A 22,875-nucleotide genomic window follows, 5' to 3' on the forward strand; every position below is an offset into this window, starting at 1 on the left:
TTGACCTTCGGGTTCCCCGGGAAACCTGTCCAGTAAGGAGGGTGATCGATTTGGAAGAGTTCTGCCTGTGGCCGGAGGATCCAGTGCCGGCCGATCAGAAAGGATGCACATGCTGCAGACTGTACCGCCAAGGATCCCGCATGGTATGGGGAGAGGGGACGCCCGGGGCGCCGGTCATGATCATACTGGACAATCCGGGTGCGCGTGAAGATCGGGAGGGGAACCCTGCGGTGTGCACGACGCGTCAGACATTGCAGCGCGCGGTCCGCGAAGCGGGGATGACGGAGGACCAGCTGTATGTCACATATATTCTCAAACGGCGGCCCGTGCGAAAGTATGATAAGGAAGAGACCCGGTCCATCTGCATGCAGCACTTGGACCAGCAGCTGGCCGCACATCGACCGGAACTGATCCTCTGTCTCGGAAATGTAGCGGTCCAATCATTCTTTGGCGAACCTGATGCAGAAGTGAAACCATTGCGCGGAGCCTGGCATGAGGTGCGGGGGATCCCGACCGCAGCAGCGTATCATCCATTGGCGGTGCGCCGCCGGCCGAATCTTCTCCGGCTGTTCCAGGAAGATATGGATTTTGTAGCCGCCGCACTCCGTTCACGAACATGAGCCTGCAGGGGTTTTTTGAAATTGCTCCCGCTGGACATTCAACACACCGCGAAAAGTCCGTATTGGCATCCCATCCGCCGAAGCTGTTCATTTCAAGAAACCTGGTGTATCTTCCTGCCGAACAAAAGCCTAGTAATTGACAGGAAGACAGTTTCGGGGTACAATTCATTGTCGGGGAAACCTCCGATAAATGCTCTGCGTCCATACAATGGACTGTTCCGAAATGAAACTGAACCGACAATTGAGACTATATAAAAGGCGGGTGGGAAATTTGAAAGATCTGACCAGCGGAACGGACAACTTCTTGAATAAGTTCTTAGGCATATACGGGTTGGCGGTTGTGATGCTTTGGCTGAAGACCTATCTCACGCAGGCCTCGCAATTCACGCTTGGCGTGGAAGGGCCGCTCCAGCATTTCCTTCTGCTCATCAACCCATTGGGGTCAGCCCTGTTATTCCTGAGCATCGCCTTCCTTTTCAGAGGGAAGAGACGCTACACAGTACTGACCGTCATTTACGCACTGATGTCGTTCCTGCTGTATGCGAACGTCGTGTATTACCGGTTCTTCAGTGACTTCATCACACTGCCGACAATCTACCAGACGCAGAACTTCGGCGATCTGGGCGGCAGTATCATGACGCTCATGAAACCGACGGACCTCCTGTTCTTCGTTGACGTTCTCGTCATGTTCGCCCTGCTGTTCACACGCAGGGTCAAGAAAGAGACGGACCGGGTCGGCCGGCGGAAAGCTGTCGCAATCGTTGCGTTCGCCCTGGCAGTGTCCCTCGTCAACCTGGGACTCGCGGAAGCGAACCGTCCGCAGCTGCTGACACGCGGATTCGACCGCAACTACATCGTGAAATACTTGGGTATGTACAATTACTCGATCTACGACACTGTCGAAACGGCGAAGGCCTCGTCGCAGCGTGCACTAGCGGACAGCAGTGACATCGCCGAAGTGATCAATTACACGCAGTCGAACTATGCGAGCCCGAATCCGGAGTATTTCGGCAAAGCGAAAGGCATGAACGTCATTTACCTGCATCTGGAGTCCTTCCAGAACTTCCTCATCGACTATAAGATGAACGGAGAAGAAGTGACCCCATACTTGAATGCACTGGCGAAAGACAAGAATACCCTGTACTTCGACAACTTCTTCCACCAGACCGGCCAAGGGAAGACATCCGACGCCGAATTCATGCTGGAGAACTCGCTGTTCGGCCTGCCGCAAGGTTCCGCGTTCATCACAAAAGCGCAGAATACGTACCAGGCGGCGCCGAATCTGCTGAAGAGCCATGGCTATACGTCAGCGGTCTTCCACGGAAATAACGGCAGTTTCTGGAACCGGAACGAAGTCTACAAACAGTTCGGCTACGACCATTTCTTCGATGCAAGCTACTATGACACCAGCAAGCCGGAAGATATGGCGGAATACGGCCTGCTCGATAAGCCGTTCTATGAGCAATCCGAGAAGTACCTTGAAAAATTGCCCGAACCGCTGTATGCGAAGTTCATCACCGTCGCCAACCACTTCCCGTATACGATCCAGCCGGAGCTGACGACGATCGAGAAGGCGCAGACAGGCGATGTAAGTGTCGACGGCTACTTCCAGACAGCCCGTTACACCGACGAAGCCATCAAGCAGGCATTCGATCAGCTGAAGGAAATGGGCCTGTATGACAACTCGATGATCGTTCTGTACGGCGACCATTACGGTATCTCCGACAACCATAAGCGGGCGATGGCCCAGGTGATGGGAAAAGAGATCACGCCATACGAAGGCGCCCAGCTGCAGCGTGTACCATTATTCATCCACGTGCCGGGCATGAAAGGCGGCATCGACCATACGTACGGCGGTCAGACAGACCTGCTGCCGACACTGCTCCACTTGCTCGGCATCGAATCGAAGGATTATATCCAGTTCGGATCTGACCTGCTGTCTGACGGGCATAAGGAATTGGTGCCGTTCCGGAATGGTGATTTCATCAGCCCGGCTATCGATTCCATCAATGAAAAACTGTATGACAACAAAACCGGCGAGCTGCTCGACGACAGTCAGCACGAAGCCGCAGAAGCGCTGAAAGAAGAAGCGTCCTACAGATTGCAGCTGTCCGACAAAGTCGTCAACGGCGATCTGCTGCGGTTCTACACACCGGAAGACTACACGCCGGCCGATCCGGCTGAGCTGGATTATAAGAAGGATGCAGAGAGCACAGCCAACGGAGTGCAGTAACCGCAGGCTGCCCTGGCCTTTACAGAAACACCATCCATCGCGGATGGTGTTTTTGTGTTAGGGGAAAGCACGTGCGATAACTGACGGGTGCTTATTAAGTTGGGTCTTTGATCATAAATCGAGGGAAGTGATCATAAAAATGGGGAAGTGATCATAAAACAGGAAAAATGATCATAAAACAGAGAAAGTGATCATAAATCTGGGAAAGTGATCATAAAACCGAGGAAAGTGATCATAACTTCACAACTCCACCCGACGCCTGCCGATAATTCAGCATGGCTGCCGTACATCACCGCACACATGCGCTCATAGAACTTCCACTATCGGGAACACTGCTCACGAGGAGGCGGATCGCTATGCAGAACAGCAAGAAGTACACGGTGGCCGGCACTGACATCGAGGAAGTGAAACGGCTGAACGCGAATTCCGGGCTGACGTACAACGAATTGAACGAACTCATCGCCAGGACAGGCGGCAAGGGGTCTGCCCGGTATTCGGACACGGACGCTTCCGCCGTCAGAAGGGCAATCCGCGGGGAATGAGGGAATCCGGGCTTGCAGCATTTTGTTCCGGATCAAGCGGACCTCTTTGGCAAACGAACAGAACACCATCCATGACGGATGGTGTTTTACGTTCTATCAGAAGGCAGCAAAGATGTGTACGTGCAAAAATAAACGCGACCGGCCAAGCCCGTCTCTGGTTATCGGGCAAAACCGAGATTGAATGGACGGGCTCCGCTGGCGCTCCGCCTTTTCTGTCGGAGATGAACATTGTCAGCATGCGAGTGTTCAATCTGCTGGTGTCTGTTCTTGCGCAAGACCCGCCCGTTCCCACGCCGAACCCGCCCGTTCCCACGCCGAACCCGCCCGTTCTCAATAGGAACCCGCCCTTTCGAACCAGCAACCCGCCCATTCCCGCCCTCCAACGCAAAAAGACCAGCCGCGGCTGGTCTTTTTGCGTTACATGCATGTGAACGTATCGATCCGATCCAAGTCGAAGCCGGTATATTCCCAGCGGCGCCACTGGCTGTTCCAGCGGTAGCCGGCGATCGATGTCCGGCCGACGAAGGTCGGATAGAACCAGAAACCGCGCCGGCGGGACGTCCAGATGTACGTGTAGCGGTACATACAGTTGCGGATGCCGCCAGGGTCGACCCGCATGAGCTGCTGATCCGGATAGGCGGGTGTCTGCGAAGGGGGTGCAGACTGCGGAGCGCCCTGCGACTGGCCGCCGCCTGGTCGGGATGGCTGATCCGGACGGCCCCCTGGATAGGACGGTGTGCCCGGCCATCCCCCCGGATAAGACGGATGGCCCGGCTGCTGTCCCGGCCATCCGCCCCACGGCCAATTCTGCTGACTGCCGTGCCAGCCCGGCTGCTGCCAGTCGCCCCACTCCGGCTGGTTCCATTGGTTCCTCGCTGTCATCGAATCCATCTGCCAATCAACCTGCTGTGGGACATAGCCTTCCGGCAGCTGCGGAAACCACTGCCCGTCACCGCTGTTCATCTGATTCATCCAAAAACTCCTCTCACTCATTCGCTCTTCGCTCTATCCTATGCAGCCCACACATCGCCGTCTGGACATCCGCCCGGCTAAACCTTTCTGCCACCAGCAGTGCAAACATGATATGATGAAAACAGCATCTAACAACCAAGGAGAGTGCCTCATGACAGACATGCGCCCGCACATCCTGGTCGTTGACGGAATGGCTCTGCTGTTCCGTTCGTTCTTTGCGACCGCTGTGCACAATCGATACCAATACAACGAGCAGGGGATTCCGACGAACGGCGTCCAGGGATTCGTCCGGCATACACTGACCGCCGTCTCCGTCTTCCGGCCGACACATCTGGCGGTCTGCTGGGATATGGGAGCTGTCACGTTCCGGAACGAGCTCTATGATGGCTATAAAGCGAACCGGCCCGCACCGGCCCCGGAGCTGGTGCCCCAGTTCGATCTCGCCCGCCAGGTGTCCGAGGACATGGGCTGGGCAAATTTCGGCATCGCCGGCATGGAAGCGGATGACCTGATCGGATCGCTTGTGAAAAGATGGAAAGCCGAGGCACAGCTGACCGTCGTATCCGGAGACAAGGATCTGCTCCAGCTGCTGGCGCCTGATGTCCGGATCGCCCTGACGAAGAAAGGCCATTCCATCTATGATGTCTATACGGAAAACCGTTTTGTCGAGGAGTATGGGATGACGCCGCAGCAGTTCATCGACTACAAAGCGTTCATCGGCGATCCGAGCGACGGTTATCCGGGCGTCAAAGGGATCGGGCCGAAAACCGCCTTGAAACTGATTCAGACCTACGGTACAGCAGAGAACGTGGCCCGGTCTCTGGACAAGCTGACCAAATCAGAACGGACCAAGATCGAGCAGAACCTGGACATGCTGCGTATCTCCAGGGAACTGGCGGAAATCCATTGTGAAGCGGACGTCGGAGGAACACTGGAGGACCTCATGATTCCGTCTTATGACAGCATGGTCATCAGCAGGCTGTCCGGCAACGGCCTGCGCGGTGTTGTCAATCAGCTGGTGTTATCCGAGCCGGTATTACAGTCAGGAGGGGATCGGAATGAGGAATTTATTGATCCGTTTGAGTGAGAAAGTGATCGGAAACGCTGAACAGCTGGCGGGTCTGATCACCCGTACCCAGAACGAGCGGTACCCGATCATGCGGAAACTGGAAGGCGAGCTCTATCCGGCCCGTGTGGAATTGGTGAAACTATATGCGAGTGCGATGATGATGGATGAAGAAGAGCGGAGTGAACGGCTGAAACGCTGGGGTGAGGAAGTCGGCACGGCATTCGCAAAGAAGGAGATCATCTCACTGGATATGATGCTCCGTGAAGTTCCTGAGTACCGCGAGTATATTGGAACCGTTATGAAACATGAAGGACTGAACCAGGGGATCAGTGCGGAAGAGATGTATGACCTGACAACCGACTTCGACAGGATCGTCAATGACATCGTCTATTACTTCAGCCTCCCGTTCGTGCAGTATGAAAAAGAGATGCTGCTGAAATCACAGGAAGCGGTCGAGGCATTGTCTGTACCTATTTCTTCGATAAGTGATACGACTGCCATCCTGCCGCTGATCGGTGTCCTCGATTTCAACAGGAGCACCGTGCTGCAGGAAAGGGTGCTGATGGAAGCTGTCCGGATGAGACTGGAATATCTCATTATCGACCTGTCGGGCCTCCAGACGACGGATACCTATGTTGCGCAGCAGCTGTTCACGCTGTTCGATTCTCTGACACTTGTAGGGACAACGCCCGTCGTGAGCGGCATCACACCGGTCATTGCCCAGACACTGGTCGGATTGGGCCTCGATTTCGGAGCGATCCGCAGTTTCGGGAATCTGAAAACGGCAATCGAGCACGTGTCCTGAATTTTGCATATAAAAAACCGGATCTCCCTGGAAATAATCCAGGCAGGTCCGGTTTTCCATTCTGCGGTCTATAGGCGACGCGGAACAATGCGCACAAACGTCAGTACCGGCGCATTCTCCTTATAGGAAATATACCGCAGGCGGCTCGGTGAAGAGGGGGAGCCATTATCATGGACGGCCAGCTGGATATCCCCAGCGTCTCTTTCGTAACCGATGACCGGCACCCAGTGGTAGTCGAATGCTGCAGACTGCCGCCACTTCCGGGACAGCCATTTATCGAACTTTGCTGCAACAGGCCGCCCTTCATCGATTTCGGAGAGGGCTTCTTCAACGGTGCATTTTTCGACCGTCCAGCCTGCGCCGAGAAGTTTCCGCAGACGGCGGACGAAGCGTCCTGTGAACAGACCGATCCGTGTTGTTCCGAGAAGCCGGTACAGCTTATCCACAGGCACATCCCCGAGCGGGTGGCGTGCGTAGCGCAGCAGCAGGGAAACGGTCACGGGCCCGCATGCGGATGAGCGGATTTTTTGACCGATATCGCTGTCATACTGGGATTTCCCCGTGAATTCTTTTAACAGCGGCATTGCGGTACCTCCTATCAGTTCCTGGCGAACGACAGTCCATTCTCTTTCATGAGGACTTGGAGAGCGGCTTTGAAGTTTGCATAGGACTCGATCTGTTCGGCAACTCCGGCGTTCGTCAATTCGCGGACGAAAGGAGGTGTGAACCCGACCATGAGAGGACGGACCCCCATCATCTGCAGTTCGGCCTGCATGAGACGGAGTTCCGCTGTCATGACTTCCGGGCCATCTTCTTCGTCCAGCCGGAGACCGGAAAAGTCGAAGACGGCATATTCGATATCCCTGTGGTCGCCTGTATATGCGAGGACAGTGGACCGGATACGTTCGAAGCGGCTTTGGTCTGTATGTCCCGTGATGGGGAGAAGAATTGTATTTTCGACGATCGAAGGAATGATCGGAACGGACGTCTCACTGATGATCTCTTCATATTTGGCAATCTTCTCTTTCAACTGCCGGATCTCTTCTGTTGGATTCATGGTACACCTCTGTGTAGTTTCTATGGTTCTCCCCTATTATACAGGAACTTGGAAAAATGGCACGAAAAAACCGGATGCCGAAACATCCGGTTGCGCGTGCTGTCAGATGGAGATCCCTTCAAGGAACCCGGTCACCTGATCCGGGGACTTCGCGTTGGCACTGTGCAAGTGCGCCTTCTTTTCGCCATTTTCGAACACAAGAAGACTCGGAATGCCCATGACATCGTATTTCTCGGCGATTTCAGGGAGAACGTCGCGGTCGACGTCATACCAGTCATACTCGTCGTATTTCTCTTCGATCGGTCCGATGAACATGTCCATCACGCGGCAGTCCGGGCACCAGCCGGCCTGGAACTTGACGATGGAGCGGGACTTATCCGAAATGATGTCGTAAAATTGTTCTGAAGTTTTGATTGATTCCATATTGCAATCCCTACCTTTCATACCCCCAGTGTACAATGAAAACCGGTAAGTGGGAACGAACTTGCCTTCCCCATAGTGATGGAAGTTTTTCAGATTTAAATATTGCGAAAACGCTGGAAATGAGCTAGACTTGTATTCATAGAAGGGGTTTCTATTTTTTTTACGCATAAAATGAATGAGTATTCATTCAAACGTTAAGGGAGGACATTCAATTGGCTTATCATATCAAGAAAGCGGCGGTCATCGGGTCCGGTGTCATGGGCTCCGGAATCGCGGCGCACCTCGCCAATATCGGGATCCCTGTGCTTCTTCTCGACATTGTGCCGAACCAGCTGACAGATGACGAGGAAAAGAAAGGGCTTACGATCGAGAGTCCGGCAGTGCGCAACCGGATGGCGGCCGGAGCATTGAAGAAACTGCTGAAACAGAAACCGGCTCCGCTGACATCGAAGAAGAATCTGTCCCTCATCGAACCCGGCAACCTGGAAGACGACCTGGAAAAACTGGCCGACGCAGACTGGATCATCGAAGTCGTTGTGGAAAACCTGGCTGTCAAAAAGTCACTCTATGAAAAAATCGACCGTGTGCGGAAACCGGGAACGATCGTCACATCCAATACATCCGGTATCAGTATCAATGATATGGCCGAGGGCCGTTCGGAAGACTTCCAGACCCATTTCCTCGGCACCCATTTCTTCAACCCGCCGCGCTATCTGCATTTGCTGGAAGTGATCCCGGCTGAGCGGACATCACAGGAAGTGACCGACTACATGGCACGGTTCGCGGAGGACCGTCTCGGGAAAGGTGTTGTTCTGGCGAAAGACACCCCGAACTTCATCGCCAACCGGATCGGGACATATGGGCTGCTCGTCACGCTGCGTGAAATGGAGGCGCGTGGGTATTCCGTTGGGGAAGTCGATTCCGTTACCGGTACACTGATCGGACGCCCGAAATCAGCAACATTTCGCACCCTTGACGTGGTCGGACTGGATACGTTCATGCACGTAGCGAAGAACGCCTACGACAAGACGGAAGGCGACGAACAGAAAGTGTTCGAACTGCCGCCGTTCATGCAGAAGATGATCGACAACGGCTGGATCGGCGCCAAAGCGAAGCAGGGCTTCTTCCTGAAAAAGGGCAAGGAGATCCTCGAGATCGACTCGGCGACGCTCGAGTACAGCCCGGCGAAAAAATTGAAAACGCCTTCAATCGAGATGGCGAAACAGCAGAAGGGCCTCGGCAACCGTGTGAAATCGCTCGTCTATGCAGATGACCGGACCGGCGAACTGCTCTGGCATATTCTCGCGCCGACACTCCGGTATTCCGCGGAAATGCATGGCCGGATTGCAGACGATATCGTCGCCATCGACAATGCCATGAAGTGGGGCTTCGGCTGGACGCAGGGACCGTTCGAGACATGGGATGCGATTGGCGTCGCCAAGTCCGTCGAACGTATGAAAGAAGAAGGGGACACCATCCCGGAATTTGTACAGAACCTGCTCGGCAAAGGCTATGAAACGTTCTATAAGGAAGAAGACCATACACGCTACTACTTCGATGGCGACGGCTACTCGGAAGTGCCGGTCAATGAGAAAGTGATCGACTTGAAGCGGTACAAGAAGCAGCACGGTGTCATCAAAAAGAACTCCGGCGCGAGCCTGATCGACATGGGCGACGGCATTGCGCTGCTTGAATTCCATTCCCAGTCGAACGCGATCGGACTCGACATCATGCAGATGATCAACTTTGCTGTGGATGAAGTCGAAAAGAACTACAAAGGGCTCGTCATCGGCAACCAGGGCAAGAACTTCTGCGTCGGCGCGAACCTTGGCATGATTCTCATGGAAGCACAGGACGACAACATCTTTGAACTGGACTTCGTCGTCCGCACCTTCCAGAACGCGATGATGAAAATCAAGTACTCGACGAAACCGGTCGTTGCGGCGCCGTTCCAGATGACACTCGGCGGCGGTGCGGAAGTCTGTCTGCCGGCTGCGCACATCCAGGCATCGATGGAGACGTATATCGGTCTTGTCGAAGCAGGTGTCGGACTCATCCCGGGCGGCGGCGGCAACGTCGGACTCTACTTGAAGCATCTGAAAGGGCTGCCGCAGGGCGTGCAGGTCGACTATCAGAACATCGCGAACAAAGTGTTCGAATCGATCGCGCTTGCGAACGTCTCCACTTCCGCCGAGGAGGCGCGGGAGAACAACTTCCTCGATTTCGCGGACGGGATCAGTGTGAATCCAGATCATCTGCTCTATGACGCAAAACAATCAGCGCTCGCGTTAGCGAAAAACGGCTACCAGCCGCCGAAAAAAGAGGAATTCCCGGTCGTCGGGGAGACCGGCTATGCGACACTGCTGCTCGGTGCGGAAGGCATGCGGCTGTCAGGGTTCATCAGCGATCATGATATGAAGATCGCGAAGAAACTGGCCTACGTGCTCGCTGGCGGGAAGCTGCCGTACGGTACACTCGTCGATGAGCAGTACATGCTCGATCTGGAACGGGAAGCCTTCCTGAGCCTGGTGGCGGAGCCGAAATCACAGGCGCGCATGCAGCATATGCTCGTCAAAGGCAAACCGCTCCGCAACTGAAGGAAAGAGAGCAATCAACAGAGGAGGAAATACAATGCGTGAAGCAGTAATCGTTGCGGGTTCCCGCACACCGGTCGGGAAGGCGGGCAAAGGATCGCTCGCGACAGTACGGCCGGATGACCTCGGGGCCCTTACTATAAAAGAAACGCTGAAACGCGCTGGCGGCTATGACGGGCCGATCGAGGACCTGATCATCGGCTGTGCCATGCCGGAAGCGGAGCAGGGCATGAACATGGCGCGCAATATCGGAGCGCTTGCGGGACTCCCGGATACGACTCCCGCCATCACAGTGAACCGGTTCTGTTCGTCCGGTCTCCAGTCGATCGCCTATGCAGCCGAGCGGATCATGCTCGGTGCATCGGAAGCAATCCTCGCAGGTGGTGCGGAGTCGATGAGCATGGTGCCGATGATGGGCAATACGGTCCGTCCGAACGCGAAACTTGCGGAAGAGGCGCCGCAGTATTACATGGGCATGGGGCATACCGCAGAGCAGGTCGCCGTAAAATATGGGGTCAGCCGTGAGGACCAGGATGCCTTTGCAGTGGAATCCCACAAACGGGCGGCCGCTGCGATCGATGCCGGGAAATTCGACGAAGAGATCGTCCCTGTCGAATTCATGAAAGGGTACGTGGACAGCAGCGGCAAATTCGATGAGAAGCACGAAACGTTCTCGATGGATGAAGGCGTAAGAAGAGGGACGACGACGGAAATCCTCGCGAAACTGCGGCCGGCATTCTCCGTCACAGGGTCTGTGACAGCGGGCAATGCGTCGCAGACGTCAGACGGAGCGGCGTCCGTCCTCGTCATGGACCGGGAAAAAGCTCTTGCCGAAGGGCTGACACCGATACTGAAATTCCGCTCCTTCGCAGTCGCGGGTGTCCCGCCGGAAGTGATGGGGATCGGACCGGTCGCCGCAATCCCGAAAGCGCTGAAACTGGCAGGCCTGACGAAAGACGATATCGATGTATGGGAATTGAACGAAGCATTCGCCTCTCAGTCGCTGCAGGTCATCCGGGAACTCGGTCTCGATACCGACAAGGTGAACGTCAACGGCGGAGCGATCGCGCTCGGTCATCCGCTCGGTGCGACGGGTACGATCCTGACTGTCCGCATGATGAATGAACTGAAGCGTCAGAAGAAACAGTTCGGCGTCGTCACGATGTGCATTGGCGGCGGCATGGGCGCTGCAGGCGTGTTCGAATTACTATGACAACCTTATCCAATACATGAGGAGGAAAACGATATGAGTGAGACAACTACAAACGAGCTGGTAAAAGGCGGGGCGTTCCTGACGGAGGATATTACACCGGACCGTGTCTTCACACCGGAAGACTATACAGATGAGCAGAAGATGATCGCGAAGACGACAGAGGACTATGTGAAAAACGAAGTGCTGCCGGTCGTCGAGAAACTCGAGAACCATGAATTCGAGCATTCCGTCCGTCTGCTGAAGTCGGCTGGGGACCTCGGCCTTCTCGGCGCTGACGTACCGGAAGAATATGAGGGTCTCGGTCTCGACAAGATCTCCTCGGCACTCATTTCAGAGAAGATGGCCGTCGCGGGCGGCTTCTCGATCACGCACGGCGCCCATGTCGGAATCGGGACACTGCCGATCGTCCTGTTCGGGAACGAAGAGCAGAAGAAGAAGTATCTGCCGAACTCGGTTGCAGGTGACAAGATCTCTGCATATGCGCTGACGGAACCGGGCTCGGGGTCGGATGCGCTTGGTGCGAAGACGACTGCAAAGCTGAACGACGCCGGCACACACTATATTCTGAACGGTGAAAAGCAATGGATCACGAACGCAGGGTTCGCAGATGTTTTCGTCGTCTATGCGAAAGTGGATGGCGAGAAGTTCTCGGCGTTCATCGTCGAGCGTGAATTCCCGGGCGTGTCGGTCGGTGCGGAAGAGAAGAAGATGGGCATCAAGTCTTCCTCCACACGGACACTCATCCTGTCTGACGCGGAAGTGCCCGTCGAGAACCTGCTCGGCGAGATCGGCCGTGGCCATATTATCGCATTCAACATCCTCAACATCGGCCGCTACAAGCTCGGTGTCGGGACAGTGGGCGGCGCAAAGCGTGCACTCGAACTCGCGATTTCGTATGCGAACGAGCGCAAGCAGTTCAACACGCCGATTTCTTCGTTCAACTTGACGAAGGAGAAGATCGCAACGATGGCGGCACGTCTGTACGCGACGGAAAGCCTGATCTACCGCACAGTCGGTTATTTTGAACAGCGGCAGAGCCAGATGACGGCAGAGCAGCAGAAAGACGGGAAAGCGATCGCTGCAGCGATTGCCGAGTATGCGATCGAATGCTCCATCAACAAAGTCGTCGGATCGGAAACACTCGATTACATCGTCGACGAAGCGGTCCAGCTGCATGGCGGCTATGGCTACATGCAGGAATACGAAGTGGAGCGCGCCTACCGCGATTCACGCATCAACCGGATCTTCGAAGGTACGAATGAAATCAACCGGATGATCGTACCGGGCACGTTCATGAAGAAAGCATTGAAAGGCGAGCTGCCTCTGCTGCAGCAGGCCCAGGCCCTGCAGGAAGAGCTGCTTATGATGATGCCGGAAGAGCCCGGTGACGAGCCGCTCGCACAGGAGCGGATGCTCGTGAAGAACGCGAAGAAGATCGGTCTCCTTGCAGCCGGCCTTGCCGCGCAGCGTTTCGGCACGAAGCTGGAAGAAGAGCAGGAAGTGCTTGTCAACATCGCGGACATCGCGAACAACATCTTCGCCATGGAGTCGGCACTGCTGCGCGCGGAGAAGGCGGTCGATAAGAACGGTCCGGAAAAAGAGCGTCAGAAAGTCCTGTATACGGAAATCTTCTGCCAGGAAGCATTCGCCGCCATCGAGCGCGATGCGAAGGAAACCTTGTACGCCGCAGTGGACGGCGACAACCAGCGCATGATGGTGTCGGCATTGCGCAAACTGACCCGGTCCAACCCGTACAACATCATCGCGAAAAAGCGCGAAGCATCCGAGAAACTGATCGATGCTGCACGCTATGTCGTCTGATAAGGGATAGGCCTGATGAGCATCCAGACTGCCGCTCGGCAGTCTGGGTGTTTTTGCGGTACACTTATCACCATGGAGGTGACTGGAATGGACGTGACGTATTACGGATACCCGAAGTGCACGACATGTAAAAAGGCGGAGAAATGGCTGAAGGAGAACGACATTTCATATGCGGCTGCCAATATCGCGGAAGAGCCGCCATCCGCTGGTGAACTCAGGCAGATGGTGGAGACGTCGGGTCTGCCCCTCAAAAAGTTCTTCAATACGAGTGGCCAGAAGTACCGGGAACTCGGTCTGAAAGACAAACTCCCGGCAATGTCCGAGGATGAACAGCTGGCACTGCTTGCCTCAGAAGGCATGCTCATCAAGCGCCCGCTCGTGACGGACGGAGAGAAAACGACTGTCGGATTTGCGGAACAGACGTTTGAAGACACCTGGAAATCCTGAGTTCATTTCTTGTCTTTCACGGACGGCTGTGGCAATATGAAATTAGACATTTAATTTGATAGCTGGAGGGAAATGGAATGAGCACACCACAAGGTTTGAAGTACTCTGAAGAGCATGAATGGGTAAAAGAAGAAGACGGTAAATACCGGATCGGGATCACACATTTCGCACAATCCGAACTCGGCGATATCGTATTCGTGGAACTGCCGTCGGTCGGCGATGAATTGAAATCGGACGAGCCGTTCGGCAGCGTCGAATCCGTGAAGACAGTATCTGAACTGTATGCACCGATCACAGGCAAAGTCGTCGAAGTCAACGAAGACCTCGAAGACAGCCCGGAACTCGTCAACGAGTCTCCATACGAAGGCGCATGGATGGTCGTCGTGGAAGCGTCCAAGCCGGAAGAACTCGATGAGCTCATGTCGGCGGAAGACTACGACAAGATGACTGTCGGAGAATAACAGCAGCAAACAGACGCCGGGCAGCTCCGGCGTTTTTTCTTTTTGACCAGCATGTATCAGAAAGCGGGGAAGACGCCATATGGAACAATGGTCATACCGTGAATGGAAAGAGATTACGGAAAAGGAGGACCTGTGTGCATACTACTTATACACGCCTCTTTGCGGCACATGCGCGGTCGCTTCCAGGATCCTCTCCGTCGTGACCGAACTGAAACCTGATCTTGTCATCGGGAAGGCCGACTTGAATTATCAAGAACAAATCGCAGAAGATTATCAGGTGGAGAGTGTGCCCTGCCTGCTCATCCATCGTACCGGGCAGCCGGTGGAGAAAGTCTATGCCTTCCGGTCCGTCCAGAATATCCTCGAAAAACTCAGTTGACACCTGGGAACCCCTATGGTATAACTAGTAGCAACCAATTGAATAGCTGACTCTTATACAGAGTGGTGGAGGGAAGTGCCCTATGAAGCCCGGCAACCGTCAAATTTTTTGAAATGGTGCCAAGTCACACAAAGCGCATGCTTTGAAAGATGAGAGATCGGTTGAACGCACATAATTTTTCGCGTACACCTTTCTGTGAATCTGCAGAAAGGTGTTTTTGTTTTTATCCGCCAAGCGGACAGAACGACTTATTTGAATGAACGGTGAGGTGGAGCGGGATGATTCAACTAACGAATGTCAACAAGCGGTTCGGCACCGCGGCGTCTGGCATCAAAGCTGTCGATGACGTCACGCTGACGATCGAAGAAGGCCGTATTTACGGCATCATCGGATACAGCGGCGCCGGCAAGAGTACGCTGATCCGTCTGCTGAACGGATTGGAGCGGCCGACAGAGGGCTCTGTCGAAGTGAATGGCAGGCTCATGTCGTCGATCGGCGGAAAGGAACTGCGCACCGCCCGTCAGAAGGTGAGCATGATCTTCCAGCACTTCAATCTGCTCTGGTCACGCACCGTGAAAGAGAACATCACGTTCCCGCTCGAGATCGCCGGCGTCAAGAAAGCGGAGCGTGAACGGAAAGCGGCCGAGCTGATTGAGTTGGTCGGTCTCGGCGGAAGGGAGAATGCGTATCCGTCCCAGCTGTCGGGCGGCCAGAAACAGCGTGTCGGCATCGCCCGTGCACTTGCCAACGATCCGGAAGTCCTGCTGTGTGATGAAGCGACGTCCGCGTTGGATCCGGAGACGACAGATGCGATCCTCGATCTGCTGACGAGCATCAATGAGCGTCTCGGCCTGACAATCGTCCTGATCACACACGAAATGCACGTCATCCGCAAAATCTGCCATGAGGTGGCGGTGATGGAGCAGGGACGTGTCGTCGAAACAGGCGATGTGCTGGAAATCTTCCAGGCGCCGAAAGAGGCGATCACGAAACGGTTCGTGTCCCAGGTGACCGAGCCGGAAGACGCCAAGAAAGTCATGTCGCTCATGCGGGAGGATCATCCGGACGGCACACTCGTCAAGCTCGCGTTCGTCGGGGAACGGACCGAACAGCCGGTACTCGCCAGTCTGATCCGTGAATTCCCGATTGACGTCAGCATCCTGCAGGGCAACATTTCGCAGACACGCGGCGGCGCATATGGAACGCTGATCCTGCAGCTGACCGGTGAAGAAGCGGCCATCGGCAAAGCGATCGGATACTTAAATGAGCAGGGTGTCCAGACGGAGGTGTTCGGGAAATGATTGAAACGTATCTGCCTAACGTCGATTGGGCGAAAATGTGGGAAGCGACCGCCGAGACGCTCTATATGACGTCCGTTTCCACCGTCTTCACCTTCGTGCTCGGCCTTGCGCTCGGTATCCTATTATTCCTGACATCACCGGGTCATGTGTGGGCGAACCGCCTTGTGAACCTGCTCACAGGATCGATCGTCAATATTTTCCGCTCGATCCCGTTCATCATCCTGATCATCCTGCTGATTCCGTTCACGAAATACCTGATCGGGACGATCCGGGGGCCGATGGCGGCGATGCCGGCACTGATCATCGGTGCCGCGCCGTTCTACGGACGGATGGTGCTGATCGCTCTGCAGGAGATTGACAAAGGGGTGCTTGAAGCGGCCCGGTCAATGGGGGCGAAGACGTCCACCATCATCTTCAAAGTTCTGCTGCCTGAATCGATGCCCGCGCTCATCTCGGGCATCACGGTCACGGCGATTGCACTCGTCGGCTATACGGCGATGGCGGGCATCATCGGCGCAGGCGGACTCGGCACACTGGCCTTCCTGGACGGTTTCCAGAGGAGCCGCACCGACGTCACGCTCGTGTCCACGGTACTCATCCTCATCGTCGTCTTCATCCTCCAGTTCGCTGGGGACTGGGCAGTCAAAAAGCTCGACAAACGCTGATCCGGCATTACCAGGCATCACAGCCTGCATTATAAAAATACAGTAAAGGGAAGTGGAATGGATGAAAAAACTGTTGACAGGTATTTTACTCGCTGTGCTCGTTCTGGCACTGGCGGCTTGCGGTACGAAAGATGATAAGAACGGCAGCGCAGGCGGTTCAGACGAAGAATCAAAAACAATCAAAGTCGGGGCATCCAACGTGCCTCACGCTGAAATCCTTGAAGAAGCGAAACCGCTGCTAAAAGAGAAAGGGTACGATCTTGAAATCGAGACATACCAGGACTACGTGCTTCCGAACAAAGATCTGGAGTCAGGGGACCTGGATGCGAACTACTTCCAGCACATTCCGTATTTGGAGACACAGATTGCGGACAACGGCTATGATTTCAAGAATGCCGGCGGTATCCATATCGAACCGATCGGTGTCTATTCGAAGAAATACAAGTCCCTCGATGAACTGCCGGACGGTGCGACCATCCTGATCAGCAACTCGGTCGCAGACCACGGACGCGTCCTTGCAATGCTTGAAGCACAAGGACTCATCAAACTGAAAGACGGTATCGACAAGACAAAAGCCGAAGTGAAAGATATCACGGACAATCCGAAGAACCTCAAGTTCGAAGCGGACTACGAAGCGGCCCTGCTTCCGCAAATGTATGAAAGCGAAGAAGGCGATGCAGTCCTCATCAATTCGAACTATGCGATCGATGCAGGCCTGAACCCGCTGGAAGACGCGATTGCACTTGAAGATTCCGATTCGCCGTATGTCAATATCATCGCCGTCCGTTCGGGGGACGAAGACAAAGAATCTGTCAAAGCACTCGTCGATGTCCTGACATCGAAAGAGATCCAGGACTTCATCCTCGACAAATGGAAGGGCTCCGTTGTTCCAGTGGAAAAATAAAAACCATGCAGGCCACCTTAGCCGGTTATCCGGCTAAGGTGGTTTTTTGAATAGAAAGAAAACGGTTCATAGGCTAATAATCCAGATGAATATATTGTATGATGAAAAAGTCTTTACCTATTTACTGTGTGAAAGGGGTTTGTGTTTTGAAATTCAAGATAGGACTCATCTGGAGAATTGTCATCGCCATCGGCCTGGCCGTGGGCTTCGGCTATTTGACTCCGCTGATCGGGGAAGGGTTTGCGAAAAACTTCACCCGTCTGTTTGCGACATTCAATATGCTGTTCGGCGGGTTCCTGAACTTCGTCGTGCCGCTCATCATCCTGGCGTTCATCGCACCGGGAATTGCCAAACTCGGGAAGGGGTCCGGCAAGCTGCTCGGTCTTGCAACCGTTTTCGCCTATGCGTCCACGATCGTGGCTGGAATCCTTGCGTACTTTGCGGCAACGGCCATTCTGCCTTCCTATATCAATGGACTGTCGGATAAGTCCATCAGTACGGGAAAGGAAGCCGCGGCCGCTTTCTTCAAAATGGAGATGACACCGCTCATGGGCGTCATGACGGCCCTGCTGCTGGCGTTCGTGCTCGGCATCGGCATGGCGTCAATCGGCAGCAAGACGATGCTCCGCGTGTTCGAGGAATTGAATACGATCATTGAAAAAGTCATCAGCGTCGTGATCATCCCGCTTCTGCCGATACATATCTTCGGGATCTTCCTGAACATGACCTATACAGGTGAAGTTGCGAAAGTGCTGTCGATCTTCATCTTCGTGTTCGTCATGATCATCGTGCTCCATCTGATCATGCTGACAGTCCAGTACACCGTGGCGGGCGCTGTGTCCCAGCGCAATCCGTTCCGCCTGATGAAAACGATGGCTCCCGCCTATTTCACAGCAATCGGGACACAGTCCTCGGCGGCAACGATCCCGGTGACACTCAGGCAGGCGAAGCAGACCGGAGCGTCCGCGAAAGTTACGGATTTCACCATTCCGCTGTTCGCCACGATCCACTTGTCCGGCAGTACGATCACATTGGTCTCCTGCTCGATCGGCGTCATGCTCATGAACGGAGCACCGATCAGTTTCGTTTCGTATCTGGGCTTCATCTTCATGCTCGGCGTCACGATGATCGCAGCTCCGGGCGTACCGGGGGGCGCAGTCGTCGCAGCGACCGGACTTCTCGCATCGATGCTCGGATTCGACGAGTCGATGATTGCGCTCATGATCGCCCTGTACATGGCGCAGGACAGTTTCGGCACAGCGACGAACGTCACGGGCGACGGAGCCCTTGCCATCATCGTCGACAGCTTTTCAGACAGAACACCGGCCAAATGACCGGGCCCGAGCCGTTTCCTTTTCGGAGGAAGCGGTTTTTTGCGTCTGAACCGCGGTTTTAAGCCAATTTATGAAGGCTTATATTCTCACTCTGTGAAACTTAATTGAAAATGAAAATACTTGCTGATCGCGAAGAATTAAAGGATTTTTATATTATTTATAATCATTCTCAATGATTTGCAACGGACGGCGGGATGGGGTAAGATTAGAATGATGATAATTAGAAGATGAGCAATCATCTTATTACGCATACTGGAGGTATTGGAATGGCAACTTTGGAAATCAAAGATCTTCACGTTTCAATCGAAGACAAAGAAATACTTAAAGGGGTCAACTTGACCATCAATACAAATGAGATCCATGCAATCATGGGACCGAACGGAACAGGTAAATCCACGCTCGCGTCCGCAATCATGGGGCATCCGAAATACGAAGTGACATCAGGTACGGTCCTGCTGGACGGCGAAGATGTGCTTGAAATGGAAGTGGACGAGCGTGCGAAAGCCGGTCTGTTCCTGGCCATGCAGTATCCGAGTGAGATCACAGGCGTCACGAATGCGGACTTCCTCCGTTCTGCTATCAATGCTCGCCGTGAAGAGGGGGATGAGATCTCCCTCATGAAGTTCATCCGTGAACTCGACAGCAAAATGGAACTTCTTGAAATGGATGAAGATATGGCAACACGCTATCTGAACGAAGGATTCTCGGGCGGGGAGAAGAAGCGTAACGAGATCCTTCAGCTGATGATGCTGAAACCGAAATTCGCAGTACTCGACGAGATCGACTCCGGTCTTGACATCGATGCTTTGCGCATCGTCTCAACAGGCATCAACGAAATGCGCGGCGAAGGCTTCGGCTGCCTGATCATCACCCACTACCAGCGCCTGCTGAACTACATCACGCCGGACCACGTCCATGTCATGATGCAGGGCCGTGTCGTCAAATCAGGCGGGGAAGAACTTGCACGCAAGCTGGAAGAGCACGGCTACGACTGGATCAAAGAAGAACTCGGTATCGAAGAAGAGACAGTAGAACAAGAAGCGTAAGAGGGAGGACGATTGAACATGACGGTTGAAACGAAATTGGCATTGACCGGAGACGACGTCCGCTCTTATGCCGCCTCTACAGGCGAAGCAGGATGGCTGTCCGATCTCCGCTTGGAAGCGCTCGAAAAAGCGGCAGCACTTCCAATGCCGAAACCAGACAAAACGAAGATCGACAAGTGGAATTTCACGGAATTTCCTGTACATGCGGTCGACAGCAGCGCCTATGCGGATCTGAGTGAGCTTCCGGAAGATGCGAAGCTGCTTGTCGATGCAGAGAACCAGAAGAACATTTACGTGCAGCACAACAATACACCTGCCTATCTTTCGCTTTCCGAAGATCTGAAAGCGCAGGGCGTCATCTTGACGGACATCTTCACTGCATCACGGGAACACGCAGACCTCGTGAAGAAGTATTTCATGACGGACGGCGTCAAAGTGGACGAGCACAAGCTCTCAGCGCTCCATGCGGCCCTCATGAACGGCGGCGTATTCGTATATGTGCCGAAGAACGTTGTCGTCGAGCAGCCGATCCAAGTGCTGTTCCTGCATGATGATGAGAAAGCGTCCCTATTCAACCACGTCATCGTCGTGGCGGAAGCGAACAGCTCCGTGACATACGTGGAAAACTACCTGTCCACAGTCGAGCATGCGGTAGGTCTTGCGAACATCATCTCCGAAGTGTTCACAGGCGACAATGCCGTTGTCACATACGGGGCTGTCGATGTACTCGCAGAAGGGTTCACGACGTACGTGAACCGCCGCGGCGTCGCAGGCCGTGACAGCCGCATCGACTGGGCGCTCGGTCTCATGAACGACAGCAACACGATTTCCGACAACCTGACACACCTCGTCGGCAACGGCTCTCGCTGCGACATGAAGTCCGTCGTCGTCGGACGCGGTTCGCAGAAGCAGAACTTCACATCCGAGATCGTCCACTGGGGACTGGATACGGAAGGCCATATCCTGAAGCACGGCGTCATGAAAGATGCTGCTTCCTCGATCTTCAATGGAATCGGAAAGATTGAAAAAGGGGCAACCCGCTCCAATGCCGAGCAGGAGTCACGCGTCCTGATGCTGAGTGAAAAGGCGCGGGGCGATGCCAATCCGATCCTGCTCATCGACGAAGATGACGTTACGGCAGGCCACGCAGCATCCGTCGGCCGTGTCGATCCGCTGCAGCTGTTCTACCTCATGAGCCGCGGGATTTCGAAGCAGGAAGCGGAACGCCTCGTCATCCACGGATTCCTGGAGCCGGTTGTAAGCAAACTTCCGATTGAAGGCGTCAAGAAACAGCTGACGGAGGTAATTGAAAGGAAAGTGCGCTAATGCTAAATCCTGACATTCGCAATGATTTTCCGATTCTCGACCAGGAAGTGAACGGCTTCCCCCTCGTCTATCTCGACAGCGCGGCGACGTCACAGAAACCGCGTCAGGTCATCGAGGTGCTGGAGCATTACTATAATTACGATAACGCCAACGTCCACCGGGGCGTCCATACGCTCGGCAACCGGGCAACCGAAGATTACGAAGGCGCCCGGGAAACCGTGCGGAAGTTCCTGAATGCTTCTTCCGATAAGGAGATCATCTTCACGCGCGGAACGACAACCGCTCTGAATTTGGTCGCGGACAGCTACGGCCGTGCCAACATCTCGGAGGGCGATGAAATCATCATCACCTATATGGAACACCATTCCAACATCATCCCGTGGCAGCAGCTTGCAAAAGCGACAGGAGCTGTCCTGAAATATATCAATCTGGAAGAAGACGGCACCGTCTCGCTCGAAAAAGTGAGCGATGCGATGACCGACCGGACAAAGATCGTTTCCATCATGTACGTTTCGAATGTGCTCGGCACCGTGAACCCGATCAAGGAAATCACCGAGATCGCCCATGCCCATGATGCTATCATGGTCGTCGATGCAGCCCAGGCGGCTCCGCACATCGCACTGGACGTCCAGGATCTCGATTGCGATTTCCTGGCGTTCTCCGGCCATAAATTATGCGGGCCGACCGGTATCGGCGCATTGTACGGCAAGAAAGCACTGCTTGAAGCGATGGAACCGACGGAATTCGGCGGCGAAATGATCGACTTCGTCGGTTTGTACGACTCCACGTGGAAAGAGCTCCCTTGGAAATTCGAAGGCGGCACGCCGATCATCGCCGGAGCGATCGGCATGGCGGCAGCCATCGATTACATCCAGGCGATCGGTCTGGACGCAATCGAACAGCACGAACACGAATTGGTCGCTTACGCAATGGAACAGATGAAATCAGTGGAAGGTCTCGAAATCTACGGACCGCGTGATGCGGGCAAGCGTGCGGGCATCATCACGTTCAACTTGGAAGGCGTCCATCCGCATGACCTGGCGACCGTCCTTGACATGAACGGGATTGCCGTCCGTGCCGGGCACCATTGCTGCCAGCCGCTCATGAAATGGCTCGATGTCTCAGCCACCGCCCGTGCCAGCTTCTATCTGTACAACACGAAAGAAGATGCGGACCGTCTGGTAGAAGGCCTCCGCATGGCAAAGGAGTATTTCCAGTAATGAAAAACGAAAAACTCGACCAGCTGTACCGATCGGTCATCATGGATCACTACAAAACACCAAGGAACAAAGGTGTGCTCGACGAAGGCAACGTCACTATCGACATGAACAACCCGACGTGCGGCGATGTCATCCATCTGACTCTGCAAGTGGAAGACGATATCGTGAAAGATGCCAAATTCGAAGGGGAAGGCTGCTCGATTTCGATGGCCTCCGCTTCGATGATGACACAGCTCGTCAAAGGGAAGAATACCGAAGATGCCCTTCACGCAGCGCATGCATTCTCCGATATGATGCTCGGCAAGGACGTGGACGACACCGTCGACTTCGGAGATATCGAGGCATTGACGGGTGTGGCCAAATTCCCGGCCCGCATCAAGTGCGCAACCTTGCCATGGAAAGCAATGGAGAAAGGGATCGCACACGATTCCGAATGATATGAA

Annotated in this window: 23 protein-coding genes and 1 riboswitch; of the genes, 19 read left to right on the forward strand and 4 right to left on the reverse strand. The window is 54.5% G+C overall.

Annotated elements, in window-relative coordinates:
- Positions 1 to 50 precede the first annotated feature (50 nt).
- From QWT68_RS01735 to QWT68_RS01745, 3 genes are all read left to right on the forward strand, one after another.
- Positions 51 to 620, forward strand: coding sequence for a uracil-DNA glycosylase (locus QWT68_RS01735; RefSeq protein ID WP_290150438.1), 570 nt, complete (start codon positions 51 to 53; stop codon positions 618 to 620).
- A gap of 271 nt (positions 621 to 891) precedes the next feature.
- Positions 892 to 2,853 carry a lipoteichoic acid synthase gene (gene ltaS / locus QWT68_RS01740; RefSeq protein ID WP_290149231.1) on the forward strand — a complete coding sequence of 654 codons (1,962 nt, stop codon included), beginning with the start codon at positions 892 to 894 and terminating at the stop codon, positions 2,851 to 2,853.
- Positions 2,854 to 3,209: 356 nt separating this feature from the next.
- Positions 3,210 to 3,395, forward strand: coding sequence for a hypothetical protein (locus tag QWT68_RS01745; protein ID WP_040285747.1), 186 nt, complete (start codon positions 3,210 to 3,212; stop codon positions 3,393 to 3,395).
- 417 nt (positions 3,396 to 3,812) lie between these two features.
- Here QWT68_RS01745 and QWT68_RS01750 read toward each other — a convergent pair whose 3' ends face one another.
- A complete protein-coding gene (locus QWT68_RS01750; protein WP_290149232.1) occupies positions 3,813 to 4,367 on the reverse strand; it encodes a hypothetical protein in 555 nt (184 codons plus the stop codon).
- Between the two features lie 151 nt (positions 4,368 to 4,518).
- Here QWT68_RS01750 and QWT68_RS01755 point away from each other — a divergent pair, with 151 nt between their 5' ends.
- Positions 4,519 to 5,454 carry a 5'-3' exonuclease gene (locus QWT68_RS01755; RefSeq protein ID WP_082023258.1) on the forward strand — a complete coding sequence of 312 codons (936 nt, stop codon included), beginning with the start codon at positions 4,519 to 4,521 and terminating at the stop codon, positions 5,452 to 5,454.
- A complete protein-coding gene (locus QWT68_RS01760) occupies positions 5,426 to 6,241 on the forward strand; it encodes an STAS domain-containing protein (protein ID WP_290149235.1) in 816 nt (271 codons plus the stop codon). Before QWT68_RS01755 ends, QWT68_RS01760 begins: the two co-directional genes overlap by 29 nt.
- Positions 6,242 to 6,309: 68 nt before the next feature.
- Here the strand turns inward: QWT68_RS01760 and QWT68_RS01765 are convergent, their stop codons facing one another.
- The 3 genes from QWT68_RS01765 to QWT68_RS01775 all read right to left on the reverse strand — a co-directional run bounded on the left by QWT68_RS01765 (position 6,310) and on the right by QWT68_RS01775 (position 7,721).
- Positions 6,310 to 6,825, reverse strand: a complete 516-nt coding sequence (locus tag QWT68_RS01765) for a C39 family peptidase (RefSeq protein ID WP_290149236.1) — start codon at positions 6,823 to 6,825, stop codon at positions 6,310 to 6,312.
- Positions 6,826 to 6,839: 14 nt separating this feature from the next.
- On the reverse strand, positions 6,840 to 7,298 hold the full coding sequence (locus QWT68_RS01770) for an STAS domain-containing protein (protein WP_290149237.1): 459 nt from the start codon (positions 7,296 to 7,298) through the stop codon (positions 6,840 to 6,842).
- A gap of 102 nt (positions 7,299 to 7,400) precedes the next feature.
- Positions 7,401 to 7,721 (reverse strand): thioredoxin family protein, encoded by a 321-nt coding sequence (locus QWT68_RS01775; RefSeq protein ID WP_290149238.1) that lies wholly within the window; start codon positions 7,719 to 7,721, stop codon positions 7,401 to 7,403.
- Positions 7,722 to 7,933: 212 nt separating this feature from the next.
- On the opposite strand from QWT68_RS01775, the gene QWT68_RS01780 reads away from it, so the two are divergent.
- From QWT68_RS01780 to sufU, 14 genes are all read left to right on the forward strand, one after another.
- Positions 7,934 to 10,318: a 3-hydroxyacyl-CoA dehydrogenase/enoyl-CoA hydratase family protein gene (locus tag QWT68_RS01780; RefSeq protein WP_290149239.1), complete on the forward strand. Its 2,385-nt coding sequence runs from the start codon at positions 7,934 to 7,936 to the stop codon at positions 10,316 to 10,318.
- Positions 10,319 to 10,352: 34 nt separating this feature from the next.
- The gene (locus QWT68_RS01785; protein WP_040285741.1) at positions 10,353 to 11,528 is read left to right on the forward strand and encodes an acetyl-CoA C-acetyltransferase; all 1,176 of its coding nucleotides are present in this window, start codon (positions 10,353 to 10,355) and stop codon (positions 11,526 to 11,528) included.
- Positions 11,529 to 11,561: 33 nt separating this feature from the next.
- Positions 11,562 to 13,349 (forward strand): acyl-CoA dehydrogenase FadE, encoded by a 1,788-nt coding sequence (locus QWT68_RS01790; protein ID WP_290149240.1) that lies wholly within the window; start codon positions 11,562 to 11,564, stop codon positions 13,347 to 13,349.
- A gap of 87 nt (positions 13,350 to 13,436) precedes the next feature.
- Complete coding sequence (locus QWT68_RS01795; protein ID WP_290149241.1) at positions 13,437 to 13,796, forward strand: arsenate reductase family protein; 360 nt, start codon at positions 13,437 to 13,439, stop codon at positions 13,794 to 13,796.
- Positions 13,797 to 13,873: 77 nt separating this feature from the next.
- Complete coding sequence (gene gcvH / locus QWT68_RS01800; RefSeq protein ID WP_040285738.1) at positions 13,874 to 14,257, forward strand: glycine cleavage system protein GcvH; 384 nt, start codon at positions 13,874 to 13,876, stop codon at positions 14,255 to 14,257.
- 79 nt (positions 14,258 to 14,336) lie between these two features.
- Entirely contained in the window at positions 14,337 to 14,636 is a 300-nt protein-coding gene (locus tag QWT68_RS01805; RefSeq protein WP_290149243.1) for a thioredoxin family protein, read from the forward strand.
- 50 nt (positions 14,637 to 14,686) lie between these two features.
- Positions 14,687 to 14,792: riboswitch (SAM riboswitch) on the forward strand.
- 122 nt (positions 14,793 to 14,914) lie between these two features.
- Positions 14,915 to 15,937: a methionine ABC transporter ATP-binding protein gene (locus QWT68_RS01810; RefSeq protein WP_290149244.1), complete on the forward strand. Its 1,023-nt coding sequence runs from the start codon at positions 14,915 to 14,917 to the stop codon at positions 15,935 to 15,937.
- Positions 15,934 to 16,602 (forward strand): methionine ABC transporter permease, encoded by a 669-nt coding sequence (locus QWT68_RS01815; protein ID WP_290149246.1) that lies wholly within the window; start codon positions 15,934 to 15,936, stop codon positions 16,600 to 16,602. The genes QWT68_RS01810 and QWT68_RS01815 overlap by 4 nt, the downstream gene beginning before the upstream one ends.
- Before the next feature lie 61 nt (positions 16,603 to 16,663).
- Positions 16,664 to 17,506, forward strand: coding sequence for a MetQ/NlpA family ABC transporter substrate-binding protein (locus QWT68_RS01820; protein ID WP_290149248.1), 843 nt, complete (start codon positions 16,664 to 16,666; stop codon positions 17,504 to 17,506).
- Positions 17,507 to 17,652: 146 nt separating this feature from the next.
- Positions 17,653 to 18,840, forward strand: a complete 1,188-nt coding sequence (locus tag QWT68_RS01825; RefSeq protein ID WP_040285733.1) for a dicarboxylate/amino acid:cation symporter — start codon at positions 17,653 to 17,655, stop codon at positions 18,838 to 18,840.
- A 266-nt stretch (positions 18,841 to 19,106) separates the two neighbouring features.
- A complete protein-coding gene (gene sufC, locus QWT68_RS01830; RefSeq protein ID WP_040285732.1) occupies positions 19,107 to 19,886 on the forward strand; it encodes a Fe-S cluster assembly ATPase SufC in 780 nt (259 codons plus the stop codon).
- Positions 19,887 to 19,904: 18 nt separating this feature from the next.
- Positions 19,905 to 21,212: a Fe-S cluster assembly protein SufD gene (gene sufD, locus QWT68_RS01835; RefSeq protein WP_290150439.1), complete on the forward strand. Its 1,308-nt coding sequence runs from the start codon at positions 19,905 to 19,907 to the stop codon at positions 21,210 to 21,212.
- Complete coding sequence (locus QWT68_RS01840) at positions 21,212 to 22,432, forward strand: cysteine desulfurase (protein ID WP_290149250.1); 1,221 nt, start codon at positions 21,212 to 21,214, stop codon at positions 22,430 to 22,432. The genes sufD and QWT68_RS01840 overlap by 1 nt, the downstream gene beginning before the upstream one ends.
- A complete protein-coding gene (sufU, locus tag QWT68_RS01845; RefSeq protein WP_040285730.1) occupies positions 22,432 to 22,869 on the forward strand; it encodes a Fe-S cluster assembly sulfur transfer protein SufU in 438 nt (145 codons plus the stop codon). Before QWT68_RS01840 ends, sufU begins: the two co-directional genes overlap by 1 nt.
- Positions 22,870 to 22,875: the final 6 nt, after the last annotated feature.

Source organism: Sporosarcina trichiuri (assembly GCF_030406775.1).
In the GTDB taxonomy this organism is placed as follows: domain Bacteria; phylum Bacillota; class Bacilli; order Bacillales_A; family Planococcaceae; genus Sporosarcina; species Sporosarcina trichiuri.